Source organism: Vibrio penaeicida, assembly GCF_030689305.1.
GTDB lineage: Bacteria > Pseudomonadota > Gammaproteobacteria > Enterobacterales > Vibrionaceae > Vibrio > Vibrio penaeicida_B.
In genome coordinates, this window is sequence record NZ_JAUYVM010000029.1 from 18083 (window position 1) to 41379 (window position 23297).

At 43.8% G+C, this 23297-nt stretch carries 20 protein-coding genes; 6 read left to right on the forward strand and 14 right to left on the reverse strand.

The window, feature by feature from the left end; genetic code table 11:
* Positions 1-12 precede the first annotated feature (12 nt).
* From Q8W40_RS26620 to crp, 3 genes are all read left to right on the forward strand, one after another.
* Positions 13-225 (forward strand): YheU family protein, encoded by a 213-nt coding sequence (locus tag Q8W40_RS26620; RefSeq protein WP_305401762.1) that lies wholly within the window; start codon positions 13-15, stop codon positions 223-225.
* 154 nt (positions 226-379) lie between these two features.
* Positions 380-1249 carry a phosphoribulokinase gene (locus tag Q8W40_RS26625; RefSeq protein WP_101111209.1) on the forward strand — a complete coding sequence of 290 codons (870 nt, stop codon included), beginning with the start codon at positions 380-382 and terminating at the stop codon, positions 1247-1249.
* Between the two features lie 243 nt (positions 1250-1492).
* Positions 1493-2125: a cAMP-activated global transcriptional regulator CRP gene (gene crp, locus Q8W40_RS26630; protein ID WP_101111210.1), complete on the forward strand. Its 633-nt coding sequence runs from the start codon at positions 1493-1495 to the stop codon at positions 2123-2125.
* A 97-nt stretch (positions 2126-2222) separates the two neighbouring features.
* On the opposite strand, the gene rlmB is transcribed toward crp, so the two are convergent.
* Together rlmB and rnr are read right to left on the reverse strand one after the other, a co-directional pair.
* Positions 2223-2960: a 23S rRNA (guanosine(2251)-2'-O)-methyltransferase RlmB gene (gene rlmB / locus Q8W40_RS26635; RefSeq protein WP_101111211.1), complete on the reverse strand. Its 738-nt coding sequence runs from the start codon at positions 2958-2960 to the stop codon at positions 2223-2225.
* A gap of 17 nt (positions 2961-2977) precedes the next feature.
* The gene (gene rnr / locus Q8W40_RS26640) at positions 2978-5437 is read right to left on the reverse strand and encodes a ribonuclease R (protein ID WP_305401763.1); all 2460 of its coding nucleotides are present in this window, start codon (positions 5435-5437) and stop codon (positions 2978-2980) included.
* 276 nt (positions 5438-5713) lie between these two features.
* Between rnr and Q8W40_RS26645 the strand changes: the two genes are divergently transcribed.
* Entirely contained in the window at positions 5714-7564 is a 1851-nt protein-coding gene (locus Q8W40_RS26645) for a DUF3413 domain-containing protein (protein WP_305401764.1), read from the forward strand.
* A 65-nt stretch (positions 7565-7629) separates the two neighbouring features.
* Here the strand turns inward: Q8W40_RS26645 and nsrR are convergent, their stop codons facing one another.
* Entirely contained in the window at positions 7630-8052 is a 423-nt protein-coding gene (nsrR, locus tag Q8W40_RS26650) for a nitric oxide-sensing transcriptional repressor NsrR (protein ID WP_305401765.1), read from the reverse strand.
* 111 nt (positions 8053-8163) lie between these two features.
* Here nsrR and hmpA point away from each other — a divergent pair, with 111 nt between their 5' ends.
* Positions 8164-9336 carry an NO-inducible flavohemoprotein gene (gene hmpA, locus Q8W40_RS26655; RefSeq protein ID WP_305401766.1) on the forward strand — a complete coding sequence of 391 codons (1173 nt, stop codon included), beginning with the start codon at positions 8164-8166 and terminating at the stop codon, positions 9334-9336.
* 47 nt (positions 9337-9383) lie between these two features.
* On the opposite strand, the gene motX is transcribed toward hmpA, so the two are convergent.
* From motX to tsaE, 11 genes are all read right to left on the reverse strand, one after another.
* On the reverse strand, positions 9384-10022 hold the full coding sequence (motX, locus tag Q8W40_RS26660) for a flagellar protein MotX (protein ID WP_101111216.1): 639 nt from the start codon (positions 10020-10022) through the stop codon (positions 9384-9386).
* Positions 10023-10200: 178 nt separating this feature from the next.
* Positions 10201-11517 (reverse strand): adenylosuccinate synthase, encoded by a 1317-nt coding sequence (locus tag Q8W40_RS26665; protein WP_101111217.1) that lies wholly within the window; start codon positions 11515-11517, stop codon positions 10201-10203.
* A gap of 199 nt (positions 11518-11716) precedes the next feature.
* The gene (locus Q8W40_RS26670) at positions 11717-11902 is read right to left on the reverse strand and encodes a DUF2065 domain-containing protein (protein WP_101111218.1); all 186 of its coding nucleotides are present in this window, start codon (positions 11900-11902) and stop codon (positions 11717-11719) included.
* Positions 11903-11978: 76 nt separating this feature from the next.
* Positions 11979-13028 carry a protease modulator HflC gene (gene hflC, locus Q8W40_RS26675; protein ID WP_101111219.1) on the reverse strand — a complete coding sequence of 350 codons (1050 nt, stop codon included), beginning with the start codon at positions 13026-13028 and terminating at the stop codon, positions 11979-11981.
* 2 nt (positions 13029-13030) lie between these two features.
* Positions 13031-14212, reverse strand: a complete 1182-nt coding sequence (gene hflK / locus Q8W40_RS26680; protein WP_104400360.1) for an FtsH protease activity modulator HflK — start codon at positions 14210-14212, stop codon at positions 13031-13033.
* 45 nt (positions 14213-14257) lie between these two features.
* The gene (hflX, locus tag Q8W40_RS26685) at positions 14258-15547 is read right to left on the reverse strand and encodes a ribosome rescue GTPase HflX (RefSeq protein WP_305401770.1); all 1290 of its coding nucleotides are present in this window, start codon (positions 15545-15547) and stop codon (positions 14258-14260) included.
* A gap of 26 nt (positions 15548-15573) precedes the next feature.
* Positions 15574-15837 carry an RNA chaperone Hfq gene (hfq, locus tag Q8W40_RS26690; RefSeq protein WP_101111222.1) on the reverse strand — a complete coding sequence of 88 codons (264 nt, stop codon included), beginning with the start codon at positions 15835-15837 and terminating at the stop codon, positions 15574-15576.
* Positions 15838-15952: 115 nt separating this feature from the next.
* On the reverse strand, positions 15953-16885 hold the full coding sequence (gene miaA, locus Q8W40_RS26695) for a tRNA (adenosine(37)-N6)-dimethylallyltransferase MiaA (RefSeq protein WP_305401773.1): 933 nt from the start codon (positions 16883-16885) through the stop codon (positions 15953-15955).
* Positions 16885-18918 (reverse strand): DNA mismatch repair endonuclease MutL, encoded by a 2034-nt coding sequence (gene mutL, locus Q8W40_RS26700; protein ID WP_305401775.1) that lies wholly within the window; start codon positions 18916-18918, stop codon positions 16885-16887. The genes miaA and mutL overlap by 1 nt, the downstream gene beginning before the upstream one ends.
* Positions 18918-20630, reverse strand: a complete 1713-nt coding sequence (locus tag Q8W40_RS26705) for an N-acetylmuramoyl-L-alanine amidase (RefSeq protein ID WP_370693439.1) — start codon at positions 20628-20630, stop codon at positions 18918-18920. Before Q8W40_RS26705 ends, mutL begins: the two co-directional genes overlap by 1 nt.
* Positions 20624-21088, reverse strand: coding sequence for a tRNA (adenosine(37)-N6)-threonylcarbamoyltransferase complex ATPase subunit type 1 TsaE (tsaE, locus tag Q8W40_RS26710; RefSeq protein WP_305401777.1), 465 nt, complete (start codon positions 21086-21088; stop codon positions 20624-20626). The genes Q8W40_RS26705 and tsaE overlap by 7 nt, the downstream gene beginning before the upstream one ends.
* A gap of 236 nt (positions 21089-21324) precedes the next feature.
* Between tsaE and queG the strand changes: the two genes are divergently transcribed.
* Positions 21325-22437: a tRNA epoxyqueuosine(34) reductase QueG gene (gene queG / locus Q8W40_RS26715; protein WP_305401778.1), complete on the forward strand. Its 1113-nt coding sequence runs from the start codon at positions 21325-21327 to the stop codon at positions 22435-22437.
* The last annotated feature ends 860 nt before the right edge of the window (positions 22438-23297 follow it).

The window sequence follows — 23297 nt, forward strand, 5'->3', positions numbered from 1 at the left end:
TTTGAGGTATTTATGATCGTCCCTTGGGAACAAATTGAGGCTGATACACTCACGAATTTAATTAAAGAGTTCGTACTAAGAGAAGGTACTGATTACGGTGCCAGTGAAATCAGCCTAAATGAGAAAGTGGATCATGTGCGTGCTCAACTGCGAAGTGGTCAAGCGGTTGTCGTGTTTTCGGAGCTTCATGAAACGGTTGATATACAAGTACATCCCAGTCGCTGAAATCAAACGTTGATTCGACCTTCAATTCATTGAGCTTAAGTAAAAGTGCCCTAATGGGTGTTTCATTCGATTACGTGATTAGGGCAGTGTTTATTATTTATACCGCTTCCCCTACACTGATTCCCTATAACGATAACTAGAGACAAGGACAGTCATGTCAGCAAAACACCCAATAATTGCCGTTACAGGCTCGTCAGGCGCGGGAACCACCACCACTTCTGAAGCGTTTCGCAAGATGTTCAATATGATGAACGTCAAATCAGCGTTAGTCGAAGGGGATAGCTTTCACCGATTTACCCGCCCAGAGATGGACGTGGAGATACGTAAAGCAAAAGAGCAAGGTCGACATATAAGCTATTTTGGTCCTCAAGCAAACGACTTCCCCGCGTTGGAACAGTTTTTCCGAACGTACGGCGAAAAAGGCTCGGGCCAAGTTAGGCGATATTTACACTCATTTGATGAGGCAGTACCTTACAACCAAATGCCCGGTACATTTACCCCATGGCAACAACTGCCTGAAAACTCCGATGTTCTATTCTACGAGGGGTTACATGGCGGTGTAATGGATGGCGATGTCAATGTATCCCAACATGTTGATCTACTGATTGGCATGGTACCTATTGTAAACCTTGAATGGATCCAGAAGTTTGTGCGTGACACACGCGACAGAGGGCACTCTAAAGAAGCGGTAACAGACTCTATAGTGCGTTCGATGGACGACTATTTGAACTACATTACGCCACAATTTTCACGTACACACATAAACTTTCAGCGTGTCCCTACTGTAGATACTTCTAATCCTCTTGCCGCAAAAGGCATCCCTAGTTTAGATGAAAGTTTTGTTGTCATCCGACTTCGTGGCATTAAAAACGTCGACTATCCATACCTACTGTCTATGATTCAAGGGTCATTCATGTCGCGTCATAACACGCTTGTTGTACCCGGCGGGAAGATGAGTTTTGCCATGGAACTGATCGTCCAACCGATACTTCAACAACTCATCGAAACCGGTAAAATCGGCTAGTGATAAAAAGAAAAGTATGCAAAGTTGCCATAGCGTGATCATGTGCACATTTTTGCTTAGATAAACCCAGCCGTGTACCGATCAAAGTCAAGAAATCGTTTCAGAAAAAGGATACTATTTCTAACCGAAACATATGATAGCTTGCAGCATCAACTATAACACCCTATTCTAAATGACCAGTTCAATCTGGCTCAGTCGATACGGAAAGCTGCTGAGCAAACCCTGCAGAGGAAGAAAGATATTATGGTTCTAGGTAAACCTCAAACCGATCCAACATTAGAGTGGTTCCTTTCACACTGTCATATTCATAAGTACCCTTCTAAGAGTACTCTGATTCATGCGGGTGAAAAGGCAGAGACCCTGTACTACATCGTGAAAGGTTCTGTTGCCGTGCTTATCAAGGATGAAGAAGGCAAAGAGATGATCTTGTCTTACCTCAACCAAGGCGATTTCATTGGTGAACTTGGTCTATTTGAAGAAGACCAAGAGCGTACCGCATGGGTACGTGCAAAGACGCCATGTGAAGTAGCAGAAATTTCGTTTAAGAAGTTCCGTCAGTTAATTCAAGTTAACCCTGATATTCTGATGCGCCTTTCTTCTCAAATGGCTAACCGTCTTCAAACTACTAGCCAAAAAGTAGGCGACCTTGCTTTCCTAGACGTTACTGGCCGTATCGCTCAGACACTTCTGAACTTAGCGAAACAACCAGATGCGATGACGCACCCAGATGGCATGCAAATCAAGATTACACGCCAGGAAATTGGCCAGATTGTTGGCTGTTCACGTGAAACCGTTGGTCGTATCTTGAAGATGCTGGAAGAGCAAAACCTGATTTCAGCACACGGTAAAACTATCGTGGTATACGGAACGCGTTAATAAAGAAAGCGTTTCGATTAAGAATAAAAAAAACCACCAACATCGTTGGTGGTTTTTTATTTCTTTTGCTTCTCTCTGATTAAGAGGGCAGTAAGCTCTAAAGAGAGCGTTGCCTTACCGCTTCAAACAAGCAAATCCCAGAAGCTACTGAAACATTCAGGCTAGACACACTCCCAGCCATCGGGATCTTAATCAAGTCATCGCACGTTTCACGCGTCAAACGTCGCATACCATCACCTTCTGCCCCCATAACAACCGCTAACGGACCAGAAAGCTTCGCTTGATAAATGTCGTGAGTGGCTTCACCCGCCGTCCCCACAAACCAAACGCCTTGTTCTTGCAATGCACGCATGGTTCGAGCGAGATTGGTTACTCGCACTAACGGTACCGTCTCTGCTGCGCCACATGCGACCTTACTTACCGTTGCCGTTAAAGGAGATGAACGATCCTTAGGGACGATAACTGCAGCAACACCAGCCGCATCGGCATTCCTTAAACAAGCACCAAGGTTATGTGGGTCTGTTACACCATCTAGCACCAATAAAAGCGGCTGTTCGTGTTGAGCTAAGATTCCATCTAAATCATTTTCATTCAATTGCTTAGCCGGTTTAACACGTGCAATGATACCTTGATGGTTTGCACCACTGGCTTTGTCATCCAACGCTTTTCTGCCCATTTGCTGAATGGATACGCCAACGTTTTGCAATTCATTCAGCAGTGGCAGCAGTCGCTCATCTTGACGACCTTTTAAAACGTATGCCTCAATAAAACGCACCGGATCTTTTTCCAGTACCGCTTTTACGGCATGAATGCCATAAATAAATTCGTTACTCATTACCTGACCTGTTCAGATTATTTCTGTTTTCCCTGAGACTTTCGATTTTTCGCTCGGGACTTCTTCTTACGCGCTTTTTCAGATTTACTCTTCTTTTTCGCAGAGGAAGGCTCTTTCGAACCATCGGGACGCTTAGTTGGTTCAACCATCGCTTTCGCTTTTTCACCCGGCTTTCTTGATTTTACTGTTGCCTTCTTTTTACTGTGCGCTTTTTTATCAGACTGCGCCGCACGCTTCTTGGCTGTTTTGCCTTTTCCGCGTAGCTTACGGCTTGTTTCGACCAATTCAAAGTCAATTTGACGATCGTCTAAATTTACCGACAACACTTTTACTTTTACAGCATCGCCTAAACGATAGATATTACCGAAGCTTTCACCAATAAGCCTTTGACCAATCGGATCAAATTGATAGTAATCATTTGCAAGGGAAGAGATATGCACAAGACCATCAATGTGAAGTTCAGTTAGACGTACAAAAAAACCAAAACCCGTAACATTGGCAATCACACCATCCAACTCTTCACCAACATGATCTTGCATGTATTCACATTTCAGCCAATCTGACACGTCACGCGTGGCATCATCAGCACGACGCTCAGTCATGGAGCACTGCTCACCATACACATCCATATCATCAAAGGAGTAATGGAAACCACCAGTTGGGGTCCAGCGATCGGTATTACGTCCTTCTTCCTTGGCAATCAGGTACTTAATAGCACGATGCAGTAACAGATCAGGGTAGCGACGAATAGGTGATGTAAAGTGCGCGTATCGTTTTAGTGCCAGGCCAAAGTGACCCACATTATCGGCATTGTAAACCGCTTGCTTCATTGAACGAAGTAGCATGGTTTGAATAAGCTCTTTATCCTGACGCTCGCCGATTTGTTTCATCAGGCTGGCGTAATCTGTAGGAGAAGGTTCTAAGCCACCCGTTAGGTTAAGCCCAAGCTCACCAAGGAAATCTCGAAACCCTTGTAGGCGCTCTTCTCCAGGAGTTTCGTGGATACGATACAGCGAAGGCTCTTTTGCTTTTTCAACCAAAGACGCCGAGGCAATATTAGCTAAAATCATGCATTCTTCGATGATTTTATGCGCATCATTTCGAACTACTGGCTCAATTCGATCAATCTTACGGTCCGGATTGAAAATAAACTTAGCTTCTACTGTTTCAAATTCAATGGCGCCACGGCTGTCACGAGCCTGCTTCAGAATGCCATACATTTTATGAAGCTCTTCTAGATGTGAAACCAGTGGTTTGTAACGTTCACGGAGTTCTTCATCTCCATCCAAGATGGCACCAACTTTGTTGTACGTTAGGCGAGCATGAGAATTCATTACGGCTTCGTAGTGCTTGTATCCAGACAACTTCCCTGAAGCAGAAATCGTCATTTCGCATACCATGCATAAACGATCAACTTGCGGATTTAAGGAGCACAGCCCGTTAGACAGCACCTCAGGGAGCATAGGAACAACCTGCGATGGAAAATAAACGGAGTTACCTCGATTGATCGCTTCTTTATCCAGAGCCGTATTCGGGCGAACATAATAGCTCACATCTGCAATCGCCACCCAAAGACGCCAACCGCCGCTGCGCTTCGCTTCGCAATAAACGGCATCATCGAAATCTCGAGCGTCTTCTCCATCTATTGTAACCAATGGCAATTCACGTAAATCGACTCGCCCTTTCTTTGCTTCTTCCGGAACGTGTTCCGTTAGGTCGGCTATTTGTTTGTCGACCTCTTCCGGCCAAACATCAGGAATTTGATGGGTCCGAATGGCAATTTGGGTTTCCATACCTGGTGCCATATTTTCACCAAGCACTTCCAATATTTTTCCTGTCATACCTCGAGAGCGGCTTGCACGGCTTGTAATTTCGATGACGACGACATTTCCCATCCGAGCTCCACAACGGTGCTCTTTAGGGATCAGAATATCTTGGCTGATTCGGGAATCATCTGGTACCACATACGAGTACTCGTGCTCCATAAAGTAACGACCAACAATTTGGGTCTTGCGCTCTTCCAATATCCGAACAAGGCGTCCTTCTTTACGACCACGCTTATCTGTCCCTGTCGGCTGCACTAATACGTAATCGCCATGGATGATGGTTTTCATCTGATGATGAGGCAGCAAAATATCATTATCTCTTCCTTTGCTACCTTCTGGTCTTACCCATCCAAATCCGTCTTTGTGTCCAATCACATGCCCTTTAGCCAGCTCAAGTTTTTCTGGCAATACGTAACATTGACGGCGAGTAAATACCAACTGCCCATCACGCTCCATCGCACGCAAACGTCGACGAAGCCCTTCATACTGCTCTTCCCCTTTTAGCTCCAGTGCGTCAAATAAATCGTTTCGATTCATCGGCACATTTGCCTGAGTCAGAAATTCAATAATGAACTCCCGGCTAGGAATCGGGTTTTCATATTTACCGGATTCGCGCTCAGCAAAAGGATCAATGGGAGTGTTTTGAGACATAAGCAGGCCTGCTATAGATTGGATAGATCTTAAGTATATCTAAATCTGACGGTTACCGACAGCGCACACCGCTTTCTCAGGTAATATATCGCCACGTACGAGCAATCCACTACAAGTCAGTTATCCGCCATATTGGTCAAATTGTGACAATTCAGTGGCACATATATTCAGCTAAACAAAAGTTAGGCAATATATAAACAAAGCAAATACCTGCTTGAAACTTTGTATGGTTCTTTTGTAAGATGCGCGACTCTCTTTGTTCGTCCAATAATATTTATGTCATTTTCTAAACTTCGCGAGAATCTTCGCTTTAACTCGCGGTGGATTTTTTGCCTTTTAATATTGAACGCTGTTTTATTATCAGCGATAGGCATCCCTTATGTAAGCTGGATGGATATTCCAGAAGGTAGCTGGCTATCCTACCCTTACATTTTTTCTACCCAAATTGGGCTATTTGGTCTGATGGCGTTGTTGTGCTCGCTTCCTTCTCTAATACTAATCTGGCTGCCCACACGGCTCTTTAGATGCATAGCCGTGTTACCTTTCATCGTCACTGCAATACTGGTTGCTGTCGATACCCAGGTGTATAACCAATATCGCTTTCATCTAAATGGCTTTGTCTTTGAGTTGCTGATTCAAGGTGGAGACCAAATCATTGATGTGTCATGGTTTACATTACTCGTTGGCGGGGTGGTCGCCTTTGGCCTTATCAACGCTATTATCATGACTATTGTCTTAGCAAATCGTTGGATTGAAACAAAGAAACGCTACTTGTTACTTGGAATCACGGTTTGGTTTAGCTGCTTGGTATTCAGCCAATTTACTCACGCTTGGAGATACGCCAATTTCGATCAAGTGATACCGAGTTACAGCCATCACTGGCCACTATATTTACCATTAACCGCAAATGATTACCTTGAAGATAACGGCTGGGTCGAGCAACAAGCAGGGCGCGATGCTCATACTAAAATTGCTCACCAGAAAGTAACCAACTTGAACTACCCGTTGAAACCCATTCAGCAGGCTGAAAATGCAAAAACACCCAATATCTTGATGATCGTATTGGATGCATGGCGTTTTGATGATGCCAATGTGCAGGTAACACCAAATATTGAAAAGTTTGGTCAGAGAAGTTTAGTGTTTAAAGAGCACCTTAGTGGTGGCAACTCGACCCAAATGGGTATATTTAGCTTATTCTATGGCATACCTTCCACCTATTGGGATGCGGTACGCTCCAGCCAGCAGCAGCCCGTGTTGATGGAGACCTTACACTCACAGAATTATGAAATGTCCATCCACGGATCTGCGCCTTTACATAGCCCACCATTCGATCGGACGGTTTTTGCTGGCGTGAAAGATTTAACAGTCACCACACCAGGTAATACGCCAGCAGAGCGCGATCGTAAAATCACGGACGACTTCTTAGAGTTCTTGGAAAAACGAGATCCAAACAAGCCTTACTTTGGATTCATGTTTTACGATGCCGCGCACGGGACTTCTTTTCCAGCAGAGATGGAGACACCTTTTACGCCTTATTGGGATCGCGTCGATCACGTTAAATTAAACAATGACTTCGACCCAGCAGAGTACCGTAACCGCTATAGAAACTCGCTGTACTACATCGACAAATTGGTCGGTGAAATATTGGATGAGTTGGAAGCATCAGGTGAATTAGAAAATACCATCATCGTTATTACATCTGATCACGGTGAAGAATTTAACGATTACAAAAAGAACTATTGGGGACACGGCAGCAACTACGCTCCCGCTCAGGTTCACGTTCCGTTCTACTTATATCACCCTGAAAAAGAAGCCGATATTGTTCACACCAGAACCAGTCACCTAGATGTAGCGCCAACATTAATGAAGCAGCCATTGAGCGTGTCGAACGATGTTCGTGACTATAGTGTTGGAGAAGATTTGTTCACAACGAACAGACAAGAAAACTGGGTTATTGTCGGCAGTTACATGGATTATGGAATTGTGGGCGGAAATGAAATTATCGTCAATCGACCGGGTGGCTATACGGAAATCACAGATCTAAAGCTCAACAAAAAAGCTGAGCGTACTATGCCAAACCGTGAATTGACAAAATTGCTTCAACAAATGTCTGTATATGCAAAGTAATTGCTAACGAAAACACCAGAAGATAAAACGATAAAACGAGAGCATAAGCGCACTTAGCCGTGCGCTTATCTTTTTAGCAGAATTAGAAGCTCTGCGTTGTCGCTCAACATATCGGCGATCGTACAATGGTCCAGCTCTGCTAAAAAAGCCAATTTTGCACGTGCCAGATGCACTTTCAGTTTACACGCTGGCGTAATATGGCAAAAATCCGGTGCGCAGTTCACCACGTCTAAAGGCTCAATGTCTCTTACCACATTTCCTATTACAATGGTTTCGGCTGGGCGACCTAAACATATCCCGCCATTTTTTCCGCGAACCGTTTTCACGTAACCAAGCTGTCCTAGCTTGTTTATAATCTTAACCATATGATTTTTAGACACATCAAAAGTGTCGCTGACCTTTTGGATGCTCGTCAATTCACCCGCAGGTAAAGAAGCCAGATATATCAAGGCGCGAATACCAAAATCGGTAAAGTTCGTTAGTTGCAAATCAAATTCCTCTCGTCTGAGTAAATTGTAATTCTTCCATTGACTAAAAGATATATTTTAGATACAACTTTAAACATGCATTATAAATACATGTTTAAATAGGAAGCCCAAATGCTCAAGCAATCAACCATAGATATCGTAAAATCCACAGCGCCACTCTTAGCCGAAACAGGTCCAGCTTTAACGGCACATTTCTACAATAGAATGTTCGCTCGCAACCCTGAGCTAAAAGACATCTTTAACCTAACTCATCAAGAAAACGGGGCACAAAGAGAAGCGCTTTTCAATGCAATACACGGGTACGCGGCAAATATCGATAATATTGAAGTGCTGCTTCCCGCCGTGGAAAAAATCGCTCAGAAGCATACAAGTTTCAATATAACTTCAGAACAATATCAAATCGTTGGAAGCCATCTTCTTTCCACCATTGATGAGCTGTTTTCCCCAGGTCAAGAGGTGTTGGATGCGTGGGGAGAAGCCTATGGTTTACTTGCTAAAGTGTTTATTGACCGTGAAGAATCCATTTACACTGAAACTGAAGCTCAAACGGGAGGCTGGCGTGGAACACGTGAGTTTGTCGTAAAACAGAAAACACAAGAAAGCGGAGTCATTACTAGTTTTATTTTCGAACCAACAGATCAAAAACCAGTGGTGGATTACAAGCCGGGGCAATACTTAGGTCTCTACCTCAAACCAGAGCAATTTGAGCACCAAGAAATCCGTCAATACAGTCTATCTGATACGCCAAATGGAAGAAGCTATCGGATTTCAGTGAAGCGTGAAGCTCAAGGGATCGTGTCTAATTTCCTGCATGATACGTTAAAAGAAGGGGATACCGTGAAGCTTGCACCTCCAAGTGGCGACTTTTTCTTCTCTAGTGATGAATTTACCCCAGTTGCCCTCATTTCGGCTGGCGTTGGAGTAACCCCATTACTCTCAATGTTAGAAACAATAAAAAATACTCATAAAGCCCCTATTCACTGGCTACATGCAGCAGAGAACCAAGTTCATCATGCATTCTCTAAACGTGTAAACGAGCTAGAAAAATCCTATGAATTCGTTAACCAGTTCAATTGGTATCGAGAACATAAAGGGGAAGAGGAAGTGAGATCGGGGTTAATGGCGCTGGAACAGATCAAGGAACGTATTAACTGGGAAGAAACGGATTTCTATTTCTGCGGTCCTGTCGCCTTCATGCAGTTCGCAGCTAGTCAGCTATTGGAGCTAGGCGTGTCAAAAGAACGTATTCATTATGAGTGCTTCGGTCCTCATAAGGTACTGTAAGCCTGACTGACAAAATCAACATGCCCGACACGTTGGGCATGTTGAATCTACCAGAATGTGGAACGTCGTTTTGCTCTTGCGATTATGTTTTCAGGCATACGTTGCTCTAGCCCTTGCCGCAACATAGAAATCCTTCGGTGTTGTCGTTTATCTGGTGTTACCGAATTATACAGCCACCGATAGGCGTCTTCATAATCCAAAGGGCTGCCATAGTCTCGAAGTAAAAGTTCAGCTAAATGAATTCGAGCGTTAATGTTCCCCATGGATGCTGCTTCTCGAAGGTAAGGAATAGCACGCTCTTTATCTTGCTGAACCAAAGTCCCTCTAGAATAATACCGCCCTATTTGCTCTAGAGCCGCAGGTAAACCTTGGTGTGCTGCATTTTCCATATAGTAGAGACCTAACTCCACATCTTGATCAACACATACTCCCCAAGCCAGCATATCGCCATATAGAAATTCATAAGCAGGCAGGCTTATTCGAGTCGCACGAGCAACGATATCCTCTACAAGCTGGCAACTGTCGGCCTTCACTCGCTCGAGATGTTTGTTCTTTTCAATCAGATTGATCAGTTCAGCTTCGGAGTAAACTGGCACTGGCCCCCCAATATGGCTATCTGCACTCGCAATGCCAACTCGGGAACACAATGCGAGTAACAACGAAGCCGTCACAGCTCGTAGTTTCATAATCGCACTCTTTATTCATACCGTGCTTTTGTATCGGCAATAACTGCTAACTCTTTAGACAAGTATTGCCGATATTTGGCAATATTTTGCCAGAGAGCGAATAAAAAGTAATCGGAAAAGATATAAAAAATGCCAGCTTAAGTAAGCTGGCATTCTAAATTATCTAAAGTTCAGTTGGTTACGAGTTGAATGGGTGAACTTTGATGATGGTTTCATTGCGGTCAGGACCTGTAGAAACGATATCTACTGGTACACCTGTCAACTCTTCAATGCGCTTAATGTAGTCAAGAGCAGCTTGAGGAAGCGCATCGATTGACTTAGCACCGAAAGTAGTCTCAGACCAACCAGGCATGGTTTCGTAAATTGGCGTAGCTTCTTCAAATGATTCAGCAGCCATTGGCGAAACCTCTAGGATAGAGCCATCTTTCATCTTGTAACCAGTACAGATTTTCAGCTCTTCTAGACCGTCCAGTACGTCCAGCTTCGTTAAACAGAAACCAGAAATAGAGTTGATCTGAATTGCACGGCGCATCGCCACTGCATCAAACCAACCAGTGCGGCGTAGGCGACCCGTTGTCGCACCAAACTCGTGACCTACATCACCTAGGTGTTTACCAACAGGATCTTGCTTATCTAGACCATCATACAGCTCGGTAGGGAAAGGACCTGAACCTACACGTGTACAATATGCCTTAGTAATACCAAGGATATAACCGATGTGACGAGGACCAAAACCAGAACCTGCTGCAACACCACCTGCTGTCGTGTTAGATGACGTTACATATGGGTAAGTACCATGGTCAATATCAAGTAGCGTACCTTGAGCACCTTCAAACATGATCTTATCACCACGCTTACGAGCAGCATCAAGTTCATCAGTCACGTCGATAACCATAGACGTTAGAAGGTCGGCATAGCTCATCGCTTGCTCAAGCACTTCTTCGTAACTTACTGGCTCAACTTTGTAGAAGTTCGCTAACTGGAAATTATGGTATTCCATAACTTCTTTCAGTTTCTCTGCGAATGCTTCTTTATCGAATAAATCACCCACACGAAGACCGCGACGAGCAACTTTATCTTCATAAGCAGGACCGATACCACGACCTGTTGTACCAATTGCTTTTTTGCCAAGAGCGATTTCGCGCGCTTGATCAAGAGCAATGTGATAAGGAAGAATTAAAGGACAAGCTTCAGAAATGAAAAGACGCTCGCTCACTGGGATGCCACGCTCTTCAAGAGGTTTCATTTCTTTTAGAAGTGCTTCAGGTGATAGAACAACACCATTACCGATAACACATTTTACGTTATCGCGAAGAATACCTGATGGAATTAAATGAAGAACGGTTTTTTCACCGTCGATGACTAGAGTGTGACCTGCATTGTGACCGCCTTGGTAGCGAACCACGTATTTTGCATCTTCAGTTAAAAGGTCTACGATTTTACCTTTACCTTCGTCACCCCACTGGGTGCCTAGAACGACTACGTTATTTCCCATCTTTCCAAGTCTGATTGCTAGTTAAAAATGGATTCTAGCACCTTAAAATAAAAGATGCAGTCATTTTTTAGGCATAAAAGTGAAACACTTGCTTAACCTTATGTCCCGGAAGGAATAATAATCAAGTATTAGAATAATAACAGGCGAAAGCCCTTATATTTATAGTGAAAATCGTTGTGTACTAAGCTCTGAAAGGCATCTAAGCAAATACGTAAGCGATGACCGCTCCAGTCACAACTAAACAACCACCAATTCTTCTCAGCTGATTATCTTCTTGATCGCTAAGCTGCTTGATCATATTACGCCACCCGTTAGGGGCAAGTAACGGACCAAGACCTTCAACAACGAGAACTAATCCAAGTGCAAGCCATAGGGAGTCTGACATAACGTATCTTCTTGATATTAGGTTAATGGGTACAAAAAAGCCCCTTTCGGGGCTTTATATATCTGATTTCTTGGCGCTACTTAGCTACTTGGCCTCTAGCGTCATTCATGTACTTGAAGAACTCACTGTTCGGGTCAAGCACAAGAATATCACTCTTACTGCTGAATGATTTCTCATACGCATTTAGAGAGCGAAGGAAGCTAAAGAATTCAGGATCTTTACTGTATGAATCAGAGTAAATCTTAGCAGCTCTCGCATCGGCTTCACCTCGTGTGACTCGCGCAGTTCTGTCTGCTTCAGCCAGCACGGTTGCCACTTCAAGTTCCGCTTGAGCACGAATAACTTCGGCTTTCTCACGACCTTGAGAACGGTGCTTACGCGCTACAGATTCACGCTCAGCACGCATACGACGATAGATGGATTCACTGATTTCATCTGGTAAGTTGATTTTCTTCATACGGAAGTCAACTACTTCAATACCTAAATCGTTACTTGCGCTTACGCGAGTATCGTTAAGTACATCAGCCATGATCTTGTCACGCTCACCGTCGATCTCTAGCGCTTGTTTAGCCGCTTCAGATGCTAACTCTTCGGTGTTCAAATCTTCTGGAAGTACATCGACATTTCGAGGACCAGATACAATCTGCTTGATCTCACGAGCACCGATTTCAGAACGAAGAACATCCGTTACTTTACGCTCAAGTAGTGCTTGAGCTGTCAGTGAGTCGCCGCCACCCGTTGCCAGGTAGTACTGACCAAAGTCATCAATTCTCCACTTAACGTAAGAATCGATGATCACGTCTTTTTTCTCAGATGTTACAAAACGGTCGGCACGTCCATCCATCGTTTGAATACGAGCATCAAGACGTTTTACGCGATCAAACAACGGTAATTTGAAATGCAGACCAGGGTTATAAATCTTTGAGATGATAACAGGTTCCCCGTTTTCATCTAGAACGTCTACAACTGTTTCTATGTCGTTTTCAACAACGGTTTCCGTTTTCGTGTCTTTTTGTACCTCACCGAAGCGGATTACAATACCCTTTTCACCTTCAGGAATCACAAACACAGACATGAGAAACAGCGCGAGTGCTACAACGAGTACAGGGATCATTAATTTACGCATAATTAGTATCTCCCTTGACGTGAGCCGTTAGAGCGAGACTGCGTAGATGATGAGGTATCAGTACGCTCTGATTCCAATTCAATCTGATCATATGCAGATGTCGATTTCGCCTTACGTTTAGTATTTGAAGCCTCTGCCGCCTGACCTGTAATCTTGTCGATTGGCAAGTACAGTAGGTTACCGCTAGACTCAGAGTCAATGAGAACCTTCGATGTACTGGTGTACACCTCTTCCATTGTATCTAAGTACAAACGATCACGAGTTACATCAGGAGCCGCTTGATATTCAGGCAGTAGCTTCTCAAATTGAGCAACCTGACCAAGAGCCTCATTGATTGTCCGTTCAGAGTAACCCAAAGCTTCTTTCTTCAAACGTTCTGAACGACCAGTCGCTTTAGGCAAGATTTCATTCTTATAAGCTTCTGCTTCACGAACAAAACGTTCTTCATCTTCTCGAGCCGCAATCGCGTCATCAAACGCATCTTTTACCTGCTCAGGTGGACGCGCTGATTGGAAGTTCACATCCACAACCACAATGCCCATATCGTAACCATCAATAATACGATTTAACGTTTCTTGCGTACTTTGACGGATTTGCTGACGACCACTCGTAAGAATGCTATCCATCAGAGAATCACCAATTACCGCACGAAGCGCAGAATCAGTAGCCTGACGCAAGCTGTCATCGGCATTAGTTACTACATATAGATATTTGTATGGATCAGACACACGGTACTGAACACCCATTTCAACGGTTACAACGTTTTCATCTTTTGTAAGCATCAAGCCAGATGCTCTTAGTGAGCGAATTGCTTGTACGTTAACCAGTTCATAAGAATCGATAAATTTAGGGTGCCACTTAAGACCAGGACCTTCAATGCGGTCTTCTTTACCTAGGCGCAAAACAACAGAACGCTCTGCTTCGCCGACGGTGTAGAAACCAGACACTACCCAAATTACGATGGCAACAACTGCAATCAAACCTAAACCGATAGCACCACCGCCACCGATAGAAGCTCCGTTGCCTCCGCGCTTACCAAATTTTCCACCCAGTTTCTGACTCAGCTTATTAAACACTTCATCTAAATCTGGTGGACCTTGATCTCGACCACGATTTTTATTCCCCCAAGGGTCTTTATCGCGGCCATTATCGCCGTTGTTATTTCCAGGCTCATTCCACGCCATTAGAAAGCTCCATCATTTGATATGACGTTATACTGTAGCAGTCCTTTAAGTAACTATAAAGTCACCTAAAACTGCCCCTTCTCTTTTTTCTAGTCTAGACCAATCTACTTGTTGCATTCGGACGTCGATCAGTAAGTTACCTTCCTTATCATACGCCTCTTGTTGAATACTTTTCAATTGGAAGAATGTACTTCGAAATTTCCCCTGGTATTGGGGTGGAATTCGGAGGTGATACTGCACCATTTGACTCGCCAACCGTTTGGTTAGAGCATCAAACAACAGTTTCAGACCTTCGCCTTCCATTGCCGAAACCCAAACACGCTGAGGGATACCCTCATCGTCGTATTCTATTCTAGGTTTCTGGCCTTCCATATTGTCAATCTTGTTCATGACGACAAGCATTGGTACCTCATGGGCATCAATCTCTTCAAGTACTTCATGAACAGCATGGATATTCTCACGAAAACGCTCATCACTGGCATCGACAACATGTAACAAAATGTCAGCTTCTTGCGTTTCTTGTAATGTGGCTTTAAATGCAGCGACTAAGTCATGGGGGAGGTGTCGGATAAATCCAACGGTATCCGCCAAAATAGCAATTCCCACATCGTCTAATTCAATCTTACGTAAAGTTGGGTCTAACGTAGCAAATAATTGATCTGCTGCGTAAACACCTGCTTCTGTGATCCGATTAAATAATGTCGATTTACCCGCATTGGTGTAACCGACTAAAGATAAGGTAGGAATTTCTGCACGATTACGAGCTCGGCGACCTTGCTCCCTCTGCTTCGCTACCTTATCAAGGCGTCGAAGGATGGCTTTTATACGATCACGCAATAAACGTCTGTCAGTTTCTAGCTGAGTTTCACCTGGTCCTCGAAGACCTATTCCACCTTTTTGTCGCTCCAAATGCGTCCAACCACGAATTAGGCGTGTCGAGAGATGGCGCAATTGAGCCAATTCTACTTGCAACTTACCTTCATGGGTCCGAGCGCGTTGAGCAAAGATATCTAAGATCAGACCGGTTCGATCCAATACACGACACTTAAAAAGTTGTTCGAGGTTTCTTTCTTGGGCAGGAGAAAGGGAGTGGTTAAAGATCACGATTTCTGCTCCAGCGCTTAGCACTGCTTGAGCAATTTCCTGAGCTTTACCCTCCCCGACATAGTATTTAGGGTGTGGGGACTGACGACTGCCAGTGACAACTTGCAGAACTTCAACCCCTGCGGATTTCACTAGCATTTCACATTCTGCTAGATCATCCCATTCACCTTCTTGCGTGAAGTTGATATGAACAAGGACAGCCTGTTCACCGGCTTCATAACGGTCAAACAAGCACTCAACTCCTTACTAAAGTACTATTAATCTTCAGATTTCTCTTGTGGGCGTTCAGAAGAACGTTCTGTATTGCTGTGGTGCGTTACCGCACGAGCAGGTACCACAGTAGAGATCGCATGCTTGTAAACCATTTGATTAACAGTGTTTTTCAACAAGATCACAAACTGATCGAAAGATTCGATCTGACCTTGAAGCTTAATACCGTTAACGAGGTAGATAGATACGGGTACACGCTCACGACGTAGCGCATTTAGAAATGGGTCTTGTAAAGACTGCCCCTTAGCCATTTTATTTTCCTTATTTGATTGTATTTTTAATTTTATTTAGCTATTCCGAGAGCTGTTTTTGCATTCGAGCTAAATGAAAAAGTGCGCAAAAACGATCACATTATACACAGTGAAGTCAATCAGATGCTATGGCATTTGATATAGTTTCTTGTGCATCTTCAATGTTTTCGCTATCTAACCAAGTTAAATCATTCCAGCTGCGCAGCCAGGTGATCTGTCGCTTGGCCAATTGACGGGTTGCACAGATTCCGCGAAAAACCGCCTCATCCAACGTACAATTCCCATCCAAATAGTCCCACATTTGCCTGTAACCAACACACCGAATCGAAGGTAGATCCGGATGAAGATCTTTTCTAGCGTATAACGCTTGAACTTCTTCTTCAAATCCAGCACTGATCATTTTTTCGAATCGGAGCTCGATACGGCGGTGGAGCTCTGCCCTTTCCTTGGGGGCTATCGCAAATTGCTTTACCCTAAATGGCAAGGGTTTACCTTGCTTTTTGGTCAGTTCAGTTAGAGTTTTACCTGAAATTTTGTAAACTTCCAATGCCCGTGACAATCTTTGTGGATCATTCGGGTGAATTCTCTTCGCTGATACAGGATCAATTTCCTTCAGTTTATCGTGCAACGCTGACCAACCTAAAGTCAACGCATCTTGCTCTATTTCTTGACGAATTGCAGGATCTGCCGCAGGCAAAGGCGATAGACCTTCTAATAGAGCCTTGTAATACAGCATAGTTCCGCCTACCAGAAGAGGAATTTTCCCTTTTGAAGCGATATCCTGCATTTGTTCGAGTGCGTCTCGACGAAAATCCGCTGCGGAATACGATTCGCTAGGATCGAGAATATCGATCAGGCGGTGCGGTGCAAGTTCTTGCTCTCGCTCATCGGGTTTTGCCGTACCAATATCCATGTCTTTGTAGATCAAAGCGGAATCAACGCTAATGATCTCAACAGGGTATTTTTGTCTTAGTCGTATTGCTACGTCGGTTTTACCCGACGCTGTCGGTCCCATTAAAAACAGGGCCAATGGAAGTTTATCTGTCATCACGAATTCAATGCTGCAATGGTTGATGCGAAATCAATCGGCTGACAAAACACTGGATCATCGACAGGCAGTCGCCCGTCATTCAGGTTTTCAATATCCGAAATTAATTGTATGGCTTCTGATGTTGAATAGGTTGCTTTAACCTGAGTGACTTCAGTCGCCAACCAATTAGAAACTAACTTCGCTTCAATCTCTTGGGTTTGGTTCTGCAGATACGATAACAGATCTGGTATCAAGAGTTGTAAGTTTTGCTGCCTGATAGGCTGTGGCACTGCCATTACCATGATACTGCGTGCATTTTTTTCGCGCAGCTGAATTCCAAGCTGTTGCAGCAAAGTATCAAATTGTGAAACCTGCTCAACCAAGTTCTTATCCAGTTTGATCGAAAGTGGCACAAGAAGAGGCTGAGCTTTTAAAGGAGCTTCACTCGCCGACAGTTGGCATTGAGTTCGGTGCCACTCTGCTCTCGGTAAGTTAACCAGCACACATTCTGGCTTCGCTTCCATCAACAAATATTGTTCACCAACAACCGTAAATACTTTACCCAATACAAAGTGATCACGTTTCGTTTCTAGAGCATCTAGAGGTTTTGATGTACTTGCCCCTGTATGCTCAATGGGCTTTGTATCTTCAGGGGTGTTAAGTAGCTCTTTGTATGCTTTGACTTCCTGCCAACTTGGCGCTTCTTCTTTAAATTGCGGTTTACTTCTACTGCTACCAGAACCGGAACTATTTGGCGTTTTTGTTTGCTGCCATTCATTGTTTGTGGCTGATGAGTGGTTTGTAGATGATGAGAAGCTTGTTGACGGTGAGAAGCTTGTTGATGGTGAGAAGTTTTTTTGATGATGCTTGATGATATCACTTGGTACAGCATCGTTAACCTGCTGAGTGGAAAGTGCTTCGTTGTAGGAAGCTGACTCAGCTTTTCTCGGGTACGCTGGCGAACTCGCAATAGCTTCCATTACACGGTGTTGTTCTTCATTAGTCGTCGGTTGATGATATGCAGACGCACGTGTTTCTACAGGAGTAATAACTTCACTTTGCGACAATGCATCACTCAGTGCTTGGTAAATAAAGTCGTGTACCAGTCTTGCTTGATGGAAACGTACTTCGTGTTTCGCAGGATGCACATTCACATCAACTTGGTGTGGGTCGAGTTCAATGAACAATACGTAAGTGGCATACTGATCGGGGTTTAAGCTGTTTTCATAGCTCTGGCGAATGGCATGATTGATAAGTTTATCTCTCATCATTCGACCATTCACATAACAATACTGTAAGTCGCTTTGCTGACGAGCCCCTTCTGGAGTAGTGATCCAGCCATGCAATTTCAGCCCTTGGTGCTCCAACTCAATCTTCAACATGTGTCTGACAAATGCACCGCCACAAACCGCTGCAATACGCGCTTCTTCCTGACGTTCGGTTTTTGCTGCGCGATACTGTCGAATCATTTTCCCGTTATGACGTAAATTGATGGTCACATCAAAACGGCTTAAAGCAATGCGCTTCAGCAATTCATCAATATGTGAGAATTCTGTTTTCTCAGTACGTAAAAATTTTCGGCGAGCCGGCGTGTTAAAAAACAAATCCAACACTTCAACGGAAGTACCAATCGGGTGTGCGGTAGGCTGGAGTTTCACTTCCATATCTCGACCTTCACTGTACGCAGACCATGCCTGATCTTGAGTTGCAGGTCGTGATGTCATCGTCAGTCGAGCAACGGAGCTTATACTGGCCAGCGCCTCACCTCGAAACCCTAAGCTCATGATGGCTTCGAGGTCATCCAACGTATGAATCTTCGATGTAGCATGTCGACTCAGCGCCAGTCCGAGCTCATCTTTAATGATGCCTTTGCCGTTATCGCGAACACGAATCAGCTTAGCGCCACCTTTATCAATATCGATATCTATGCGAGTCGCGCCTGAATCTAAACTGTTTTCAACCAGCTCTTTTACAACAGACGCAGGTCTTTCGACCACTTCACCTGCGGCAATTTGGTTCGCTAATCGTGCAGGCAGTATCTTTATCGTCATTATTTGCTCGGGATGATCAAAATCTGCCCTACTGATAAGGTGTCAGATTTAAGGTTGTTCACTTTTTTGATTGCGGAAGTCGTTACGCCATATTGGGATGCAATTTTTCCAAGGTATTCACCTTTTCTCACTTTGTGTTTCACCACTGGCTTATCTTTCAATTTAACTTGAATTTTTAACTTCTGCCCAACTCTTAGCGTATTCGATTTCAACTTATTTTGCTGTTTAATACTCGAAACAGACACCTTATATTTGCTCGCAATCTTACCTAGATACTCGCCCGGTTTTACTACATGCGTAATGACCTGTGTTTTCACAGATGGTGTAGTTGGTGCGTCTCCAGAGATAAGCAGTACCTGCCCAACAGAAATATTGGTGCTTTTTAGCTTATTCGTCGCGACAATGGCTTTTGTTGTCGTTCCGTATTTTTGTGCAATTCGCGACAGCGACTCTCCGCGTACCACTTTGTGTTTAATGGTTGCCCCTTTGTTCGCCAACCAAGTACCTTCCGGTGGGTTTGCCTCAAAGTAACTCACAATCGCTTTCGATAATGCTTTTGCCAGTTTGTTTTGATGCGAACGCTGGAACAACAGTTTTTCTTCTACCGGGTTAGACATAAAACCCGTTTCAACCAATACCGATGGGATATCGGGAGACTTCAAGACCGCTAGGCTTGCATGAACAGGCTCTTTCTTATGAAGGCGCGTTACTTTGCCCATTTCTTTCAGAATTTTGGTCGCGACCTTGTACCCTTCTTTTTGTGAATGACTGAATTTGAGATCCAGTAAGGTCTGGCTGACGTTTCTGTCGTTATTAACTTTAGATAATACTTCGCCCGCGCCACCTAAAAGTTCTGATTGTTCCTCGTGTTTTTCGACCCAACGAGCAATTTCACTATTGGCACGACGAACATTGAGCACAAAAACAGAACCACCGCGTGGCTGTGGTGAACGGAAACTGTCGGCATGCACTGACACTAGAAGGTGTGCTTTATTCTTCCGAGCGATCGAAGAGCGCTTGTTCAGATTAACAAAGTAATCCCCTGTTCGAGTAAGAACTGCTCGTACTCCGCGGACTTGGTTTAATTCGCTGGCTAATTTCTTTGAAATGATGAGCGTGGCATGCTTTTCATATTTTTTTGTGGGACCAATAGATCCGGGATCTTCACCGCCATGCCCTGGATCAATGGCAATAATCACGTCAGCATTGCCTAAAAATTGGGAAGCATCCTTACTCGGGGAAGGTTTAGAAGGAACAATTGGATTTGATGGCTGAGCTTTGACTGGTTTACTGACTTTACCGTGAGGCAAATCAATCACAAGACGATGACCATACTGACCACCAGGTGTCGGTCTTAACTTGAATAAATTCGGAGTGGTTTTCTTCTTCAGTTCGAAGACTAAGCGATAAGTCCCTTTAGTCGGTGGGGTACTTTTTCGAATTTTCTTCAATACGGCTGAATCTTTCACATTGATGGGAAGTTTAGCCTTCACATTCGTCTGTTTAAGATCGACAACCAATCGCACTGGATTCGTTAGTGTAAAGTAGCTGTAATTGGCTTCACTGCTCAAATCAATGACGATACGAGTTTCTTCAGGTGAGGGCCAAACCCTCACTCCCTCAAGCGTATTCGCCGATACTTTGGCAGCAACCCCGAACAGAAAAAAGAAAGCAAACAGTAAAAACGCTCGAAATTGCTTATAAATCAACACGACTCCAAGTTCTTAAGCAAAGCATGACCATAATCCGTATTCGCTGTGACCGTAGCAATACGCTGGGTCTGATCATATTTCAATTCAATATCCAAGTCAGGAGAAGGCAGAAGCCCTTCACCTTTTTCAGGCCACTCTACAAGGCAGATCGCATCAGGAGTAAAATAATCACGAATACCCATAAATTCCAATTCTTCTGGGTCCGCCAGTCGATACAAGTCAAAATGATAAACTTGCCAATCTTTTAACTGGTAAGGCTCCACCAATGTATAGGTTGGGCTTTTTACATTACCAACATGCCCCAGAAACCGTATAAAGCCGCGGCTGAACGTAGTCTTGCCTGCACCTAGGTCACCATGCAAGTAAATTGTCGTTTGCTGGGTACATGCCTTCGCTATTCGCTGTCCAAATTCGACCGTCGCGTTTTCATCAATGAGGGAATATTGTTTCATGTTCATTTGTTGCATGTTCCAGTGCCGATCAACGACTATATAAAATTCAAAAGAAACGGAATAGTAAACCGTGTTGGTTTTGAGAGACAAGATCTTATCTGTTAAGAAACGATAAAAAATGCTCTATATGGAACCTTCTATCCTAGACTAGCCCTATTTATCTAACCTCAGCGCTGGAAAGGTGTTCTTTTTACTTATAGGATCAGTTAGAATCGTCGCCCATTTTTCACGCTATTAGCATCATGGATTACTCCGAACTCGCCGTCAAAATTAAACAGTGGGCTATAGAACTTGGCTTCCAGAAAGTTGGCATTTGCGATGTCGACTTAAAAGAGCATGAGAAACCACTGCAAGATTGGCTGGATGCAGGATACCACGGAGAAATGGACTGGATGGCTCGACACGGAATGATGCGAGCTAGACCCAATGAGTTATTGCCCGGAACCGTTCGGGTGATCAGTGCTCGCATGAACTACCTCCCTCCTGATGCTCAATTTGCAAGTAACCTTGATGACACGACCCAAGGCTACATAAGCCGCTATGCCCTTGGACGGGATTATCACAAATTGGTACGCAATCAGCTTAAAAAGCTTGGGCAACGGATTGAGCAAGAGATGGGAAAATTTGGATATCGCCCGTTTGTTGATTCGGCGCCGCTCTTAGAGCGCCCATTAGCTCAAAAGGCTGGGTTAGGCTGGACAGGAAAACACTCACTCATATTAGATGAAGGGGCTGGTTCTTGGTTCTTCCTAGGTGAACTGCTCATTGATTTGCCTTTACCTGTTGATGAACCCTCTACCGATCAATGTGGAAGCTGCAAAGCGTGCATTACCTCCTGCCCAACAGGTGCCATTATAAGTGAAGGCGTTATCGACTCTCGACTTTGCATTTCGTATTTAACCATTGAGTTGAGTGGAAAAATCCCGGTAGAGCTTCGCTCTAAAATGGGAAACAGGATATACGGCTGTGACGATTGCCAACTCGTGTGCCCATGGAATCGCGAAGCAGACCTCACTGATCAAACAGATTTTTATCGACGCGATGCATTTGGGTCTTCCGATCTGATTGCTTTGATATCTTGGTCTGAACAAGAATTTCTTAAAAAGATGGAAGGTTCTGCGATTCGGCGCATTGGTCACATTCAATGGATGAGAAATATTGCGGTCGCGATGGGAAATGCGCCCTTTTCTCAGGATATCGTCTATGCTCTTCGAGAGCGAATTGGAATGGATGACAATTTGGATGAACACATCCAATGGGCAATAGACAGCCAAATGGCAAAAACACCAATCAAAGACAGGAAAAAAGAACGCTTAATCAGGATAATCCAAAAGGGTCTACCTAGAGATGCATAGTAGCCTATGTAACTTGCCACTTATAAAACGCCGCAAAATTTATTTCCTGTAATTAAAAGTTCAAAATCTGAGACGGTATTTGTACCTATAATTTGATGTGATTCTCAAAAAGTGCTCTATGTGGAAAAAAGTGAATTTGGTAGCACAGATAGCTGGATAACGAAAAGTTAAACACAGACACAATAAATGACGAGGATCAAAAAAATACGAGTTAATGATCTTAACTCTTACATTTACTAAAAAATGAAAATCCCCCTCACCGCTTGATATACAAAGGCTTACATGAGTTTCATCTTTAGCTGTGACGCCGAAAACAAAAGAAAGATCCTTGCAAATTCTTTCGAATATTCTTAATAAAACAATTTATCAACCAAGTTATCCACAGAAAGTAATTTGTGGATAACTCTGTTAGTTAAATTGTAAACATGCGGCACGCTCCCCTATATACTTATTAAAAGCAGTGGAAAACTGAGCACCGTTTATGGCGTTAACTAGCTGTAAATTGAAAACGAAAAAAAACACCCGACTGGGTGATTGTTTTGTTTCTTTCTGGGGTAATGCTTCACAGCATTGATAAAGAGCGGTTGATGCGTCTTCACATCATTCCCTTTCGGGAGAATCGTCACTAACAGTTTTAGTGAGAATTTTTACTTTCTAAGCGCTTTTAGTTTCTAAACGAATTAGTTTCTAAGCGAAGAAATTTTGAGCGACGCACGAGGTTCCTTATCTTCATGGAACTAGGCGTGCCACAACCTTAGTAAGGTTGTATTTTTTCTTTGAAATAATTGGAGCGACACACGAGGTTCGAACTCGTGACCTCAACCTTGGCAAGGTTGCGCTCTACCAGCTGAGCTAGTGTC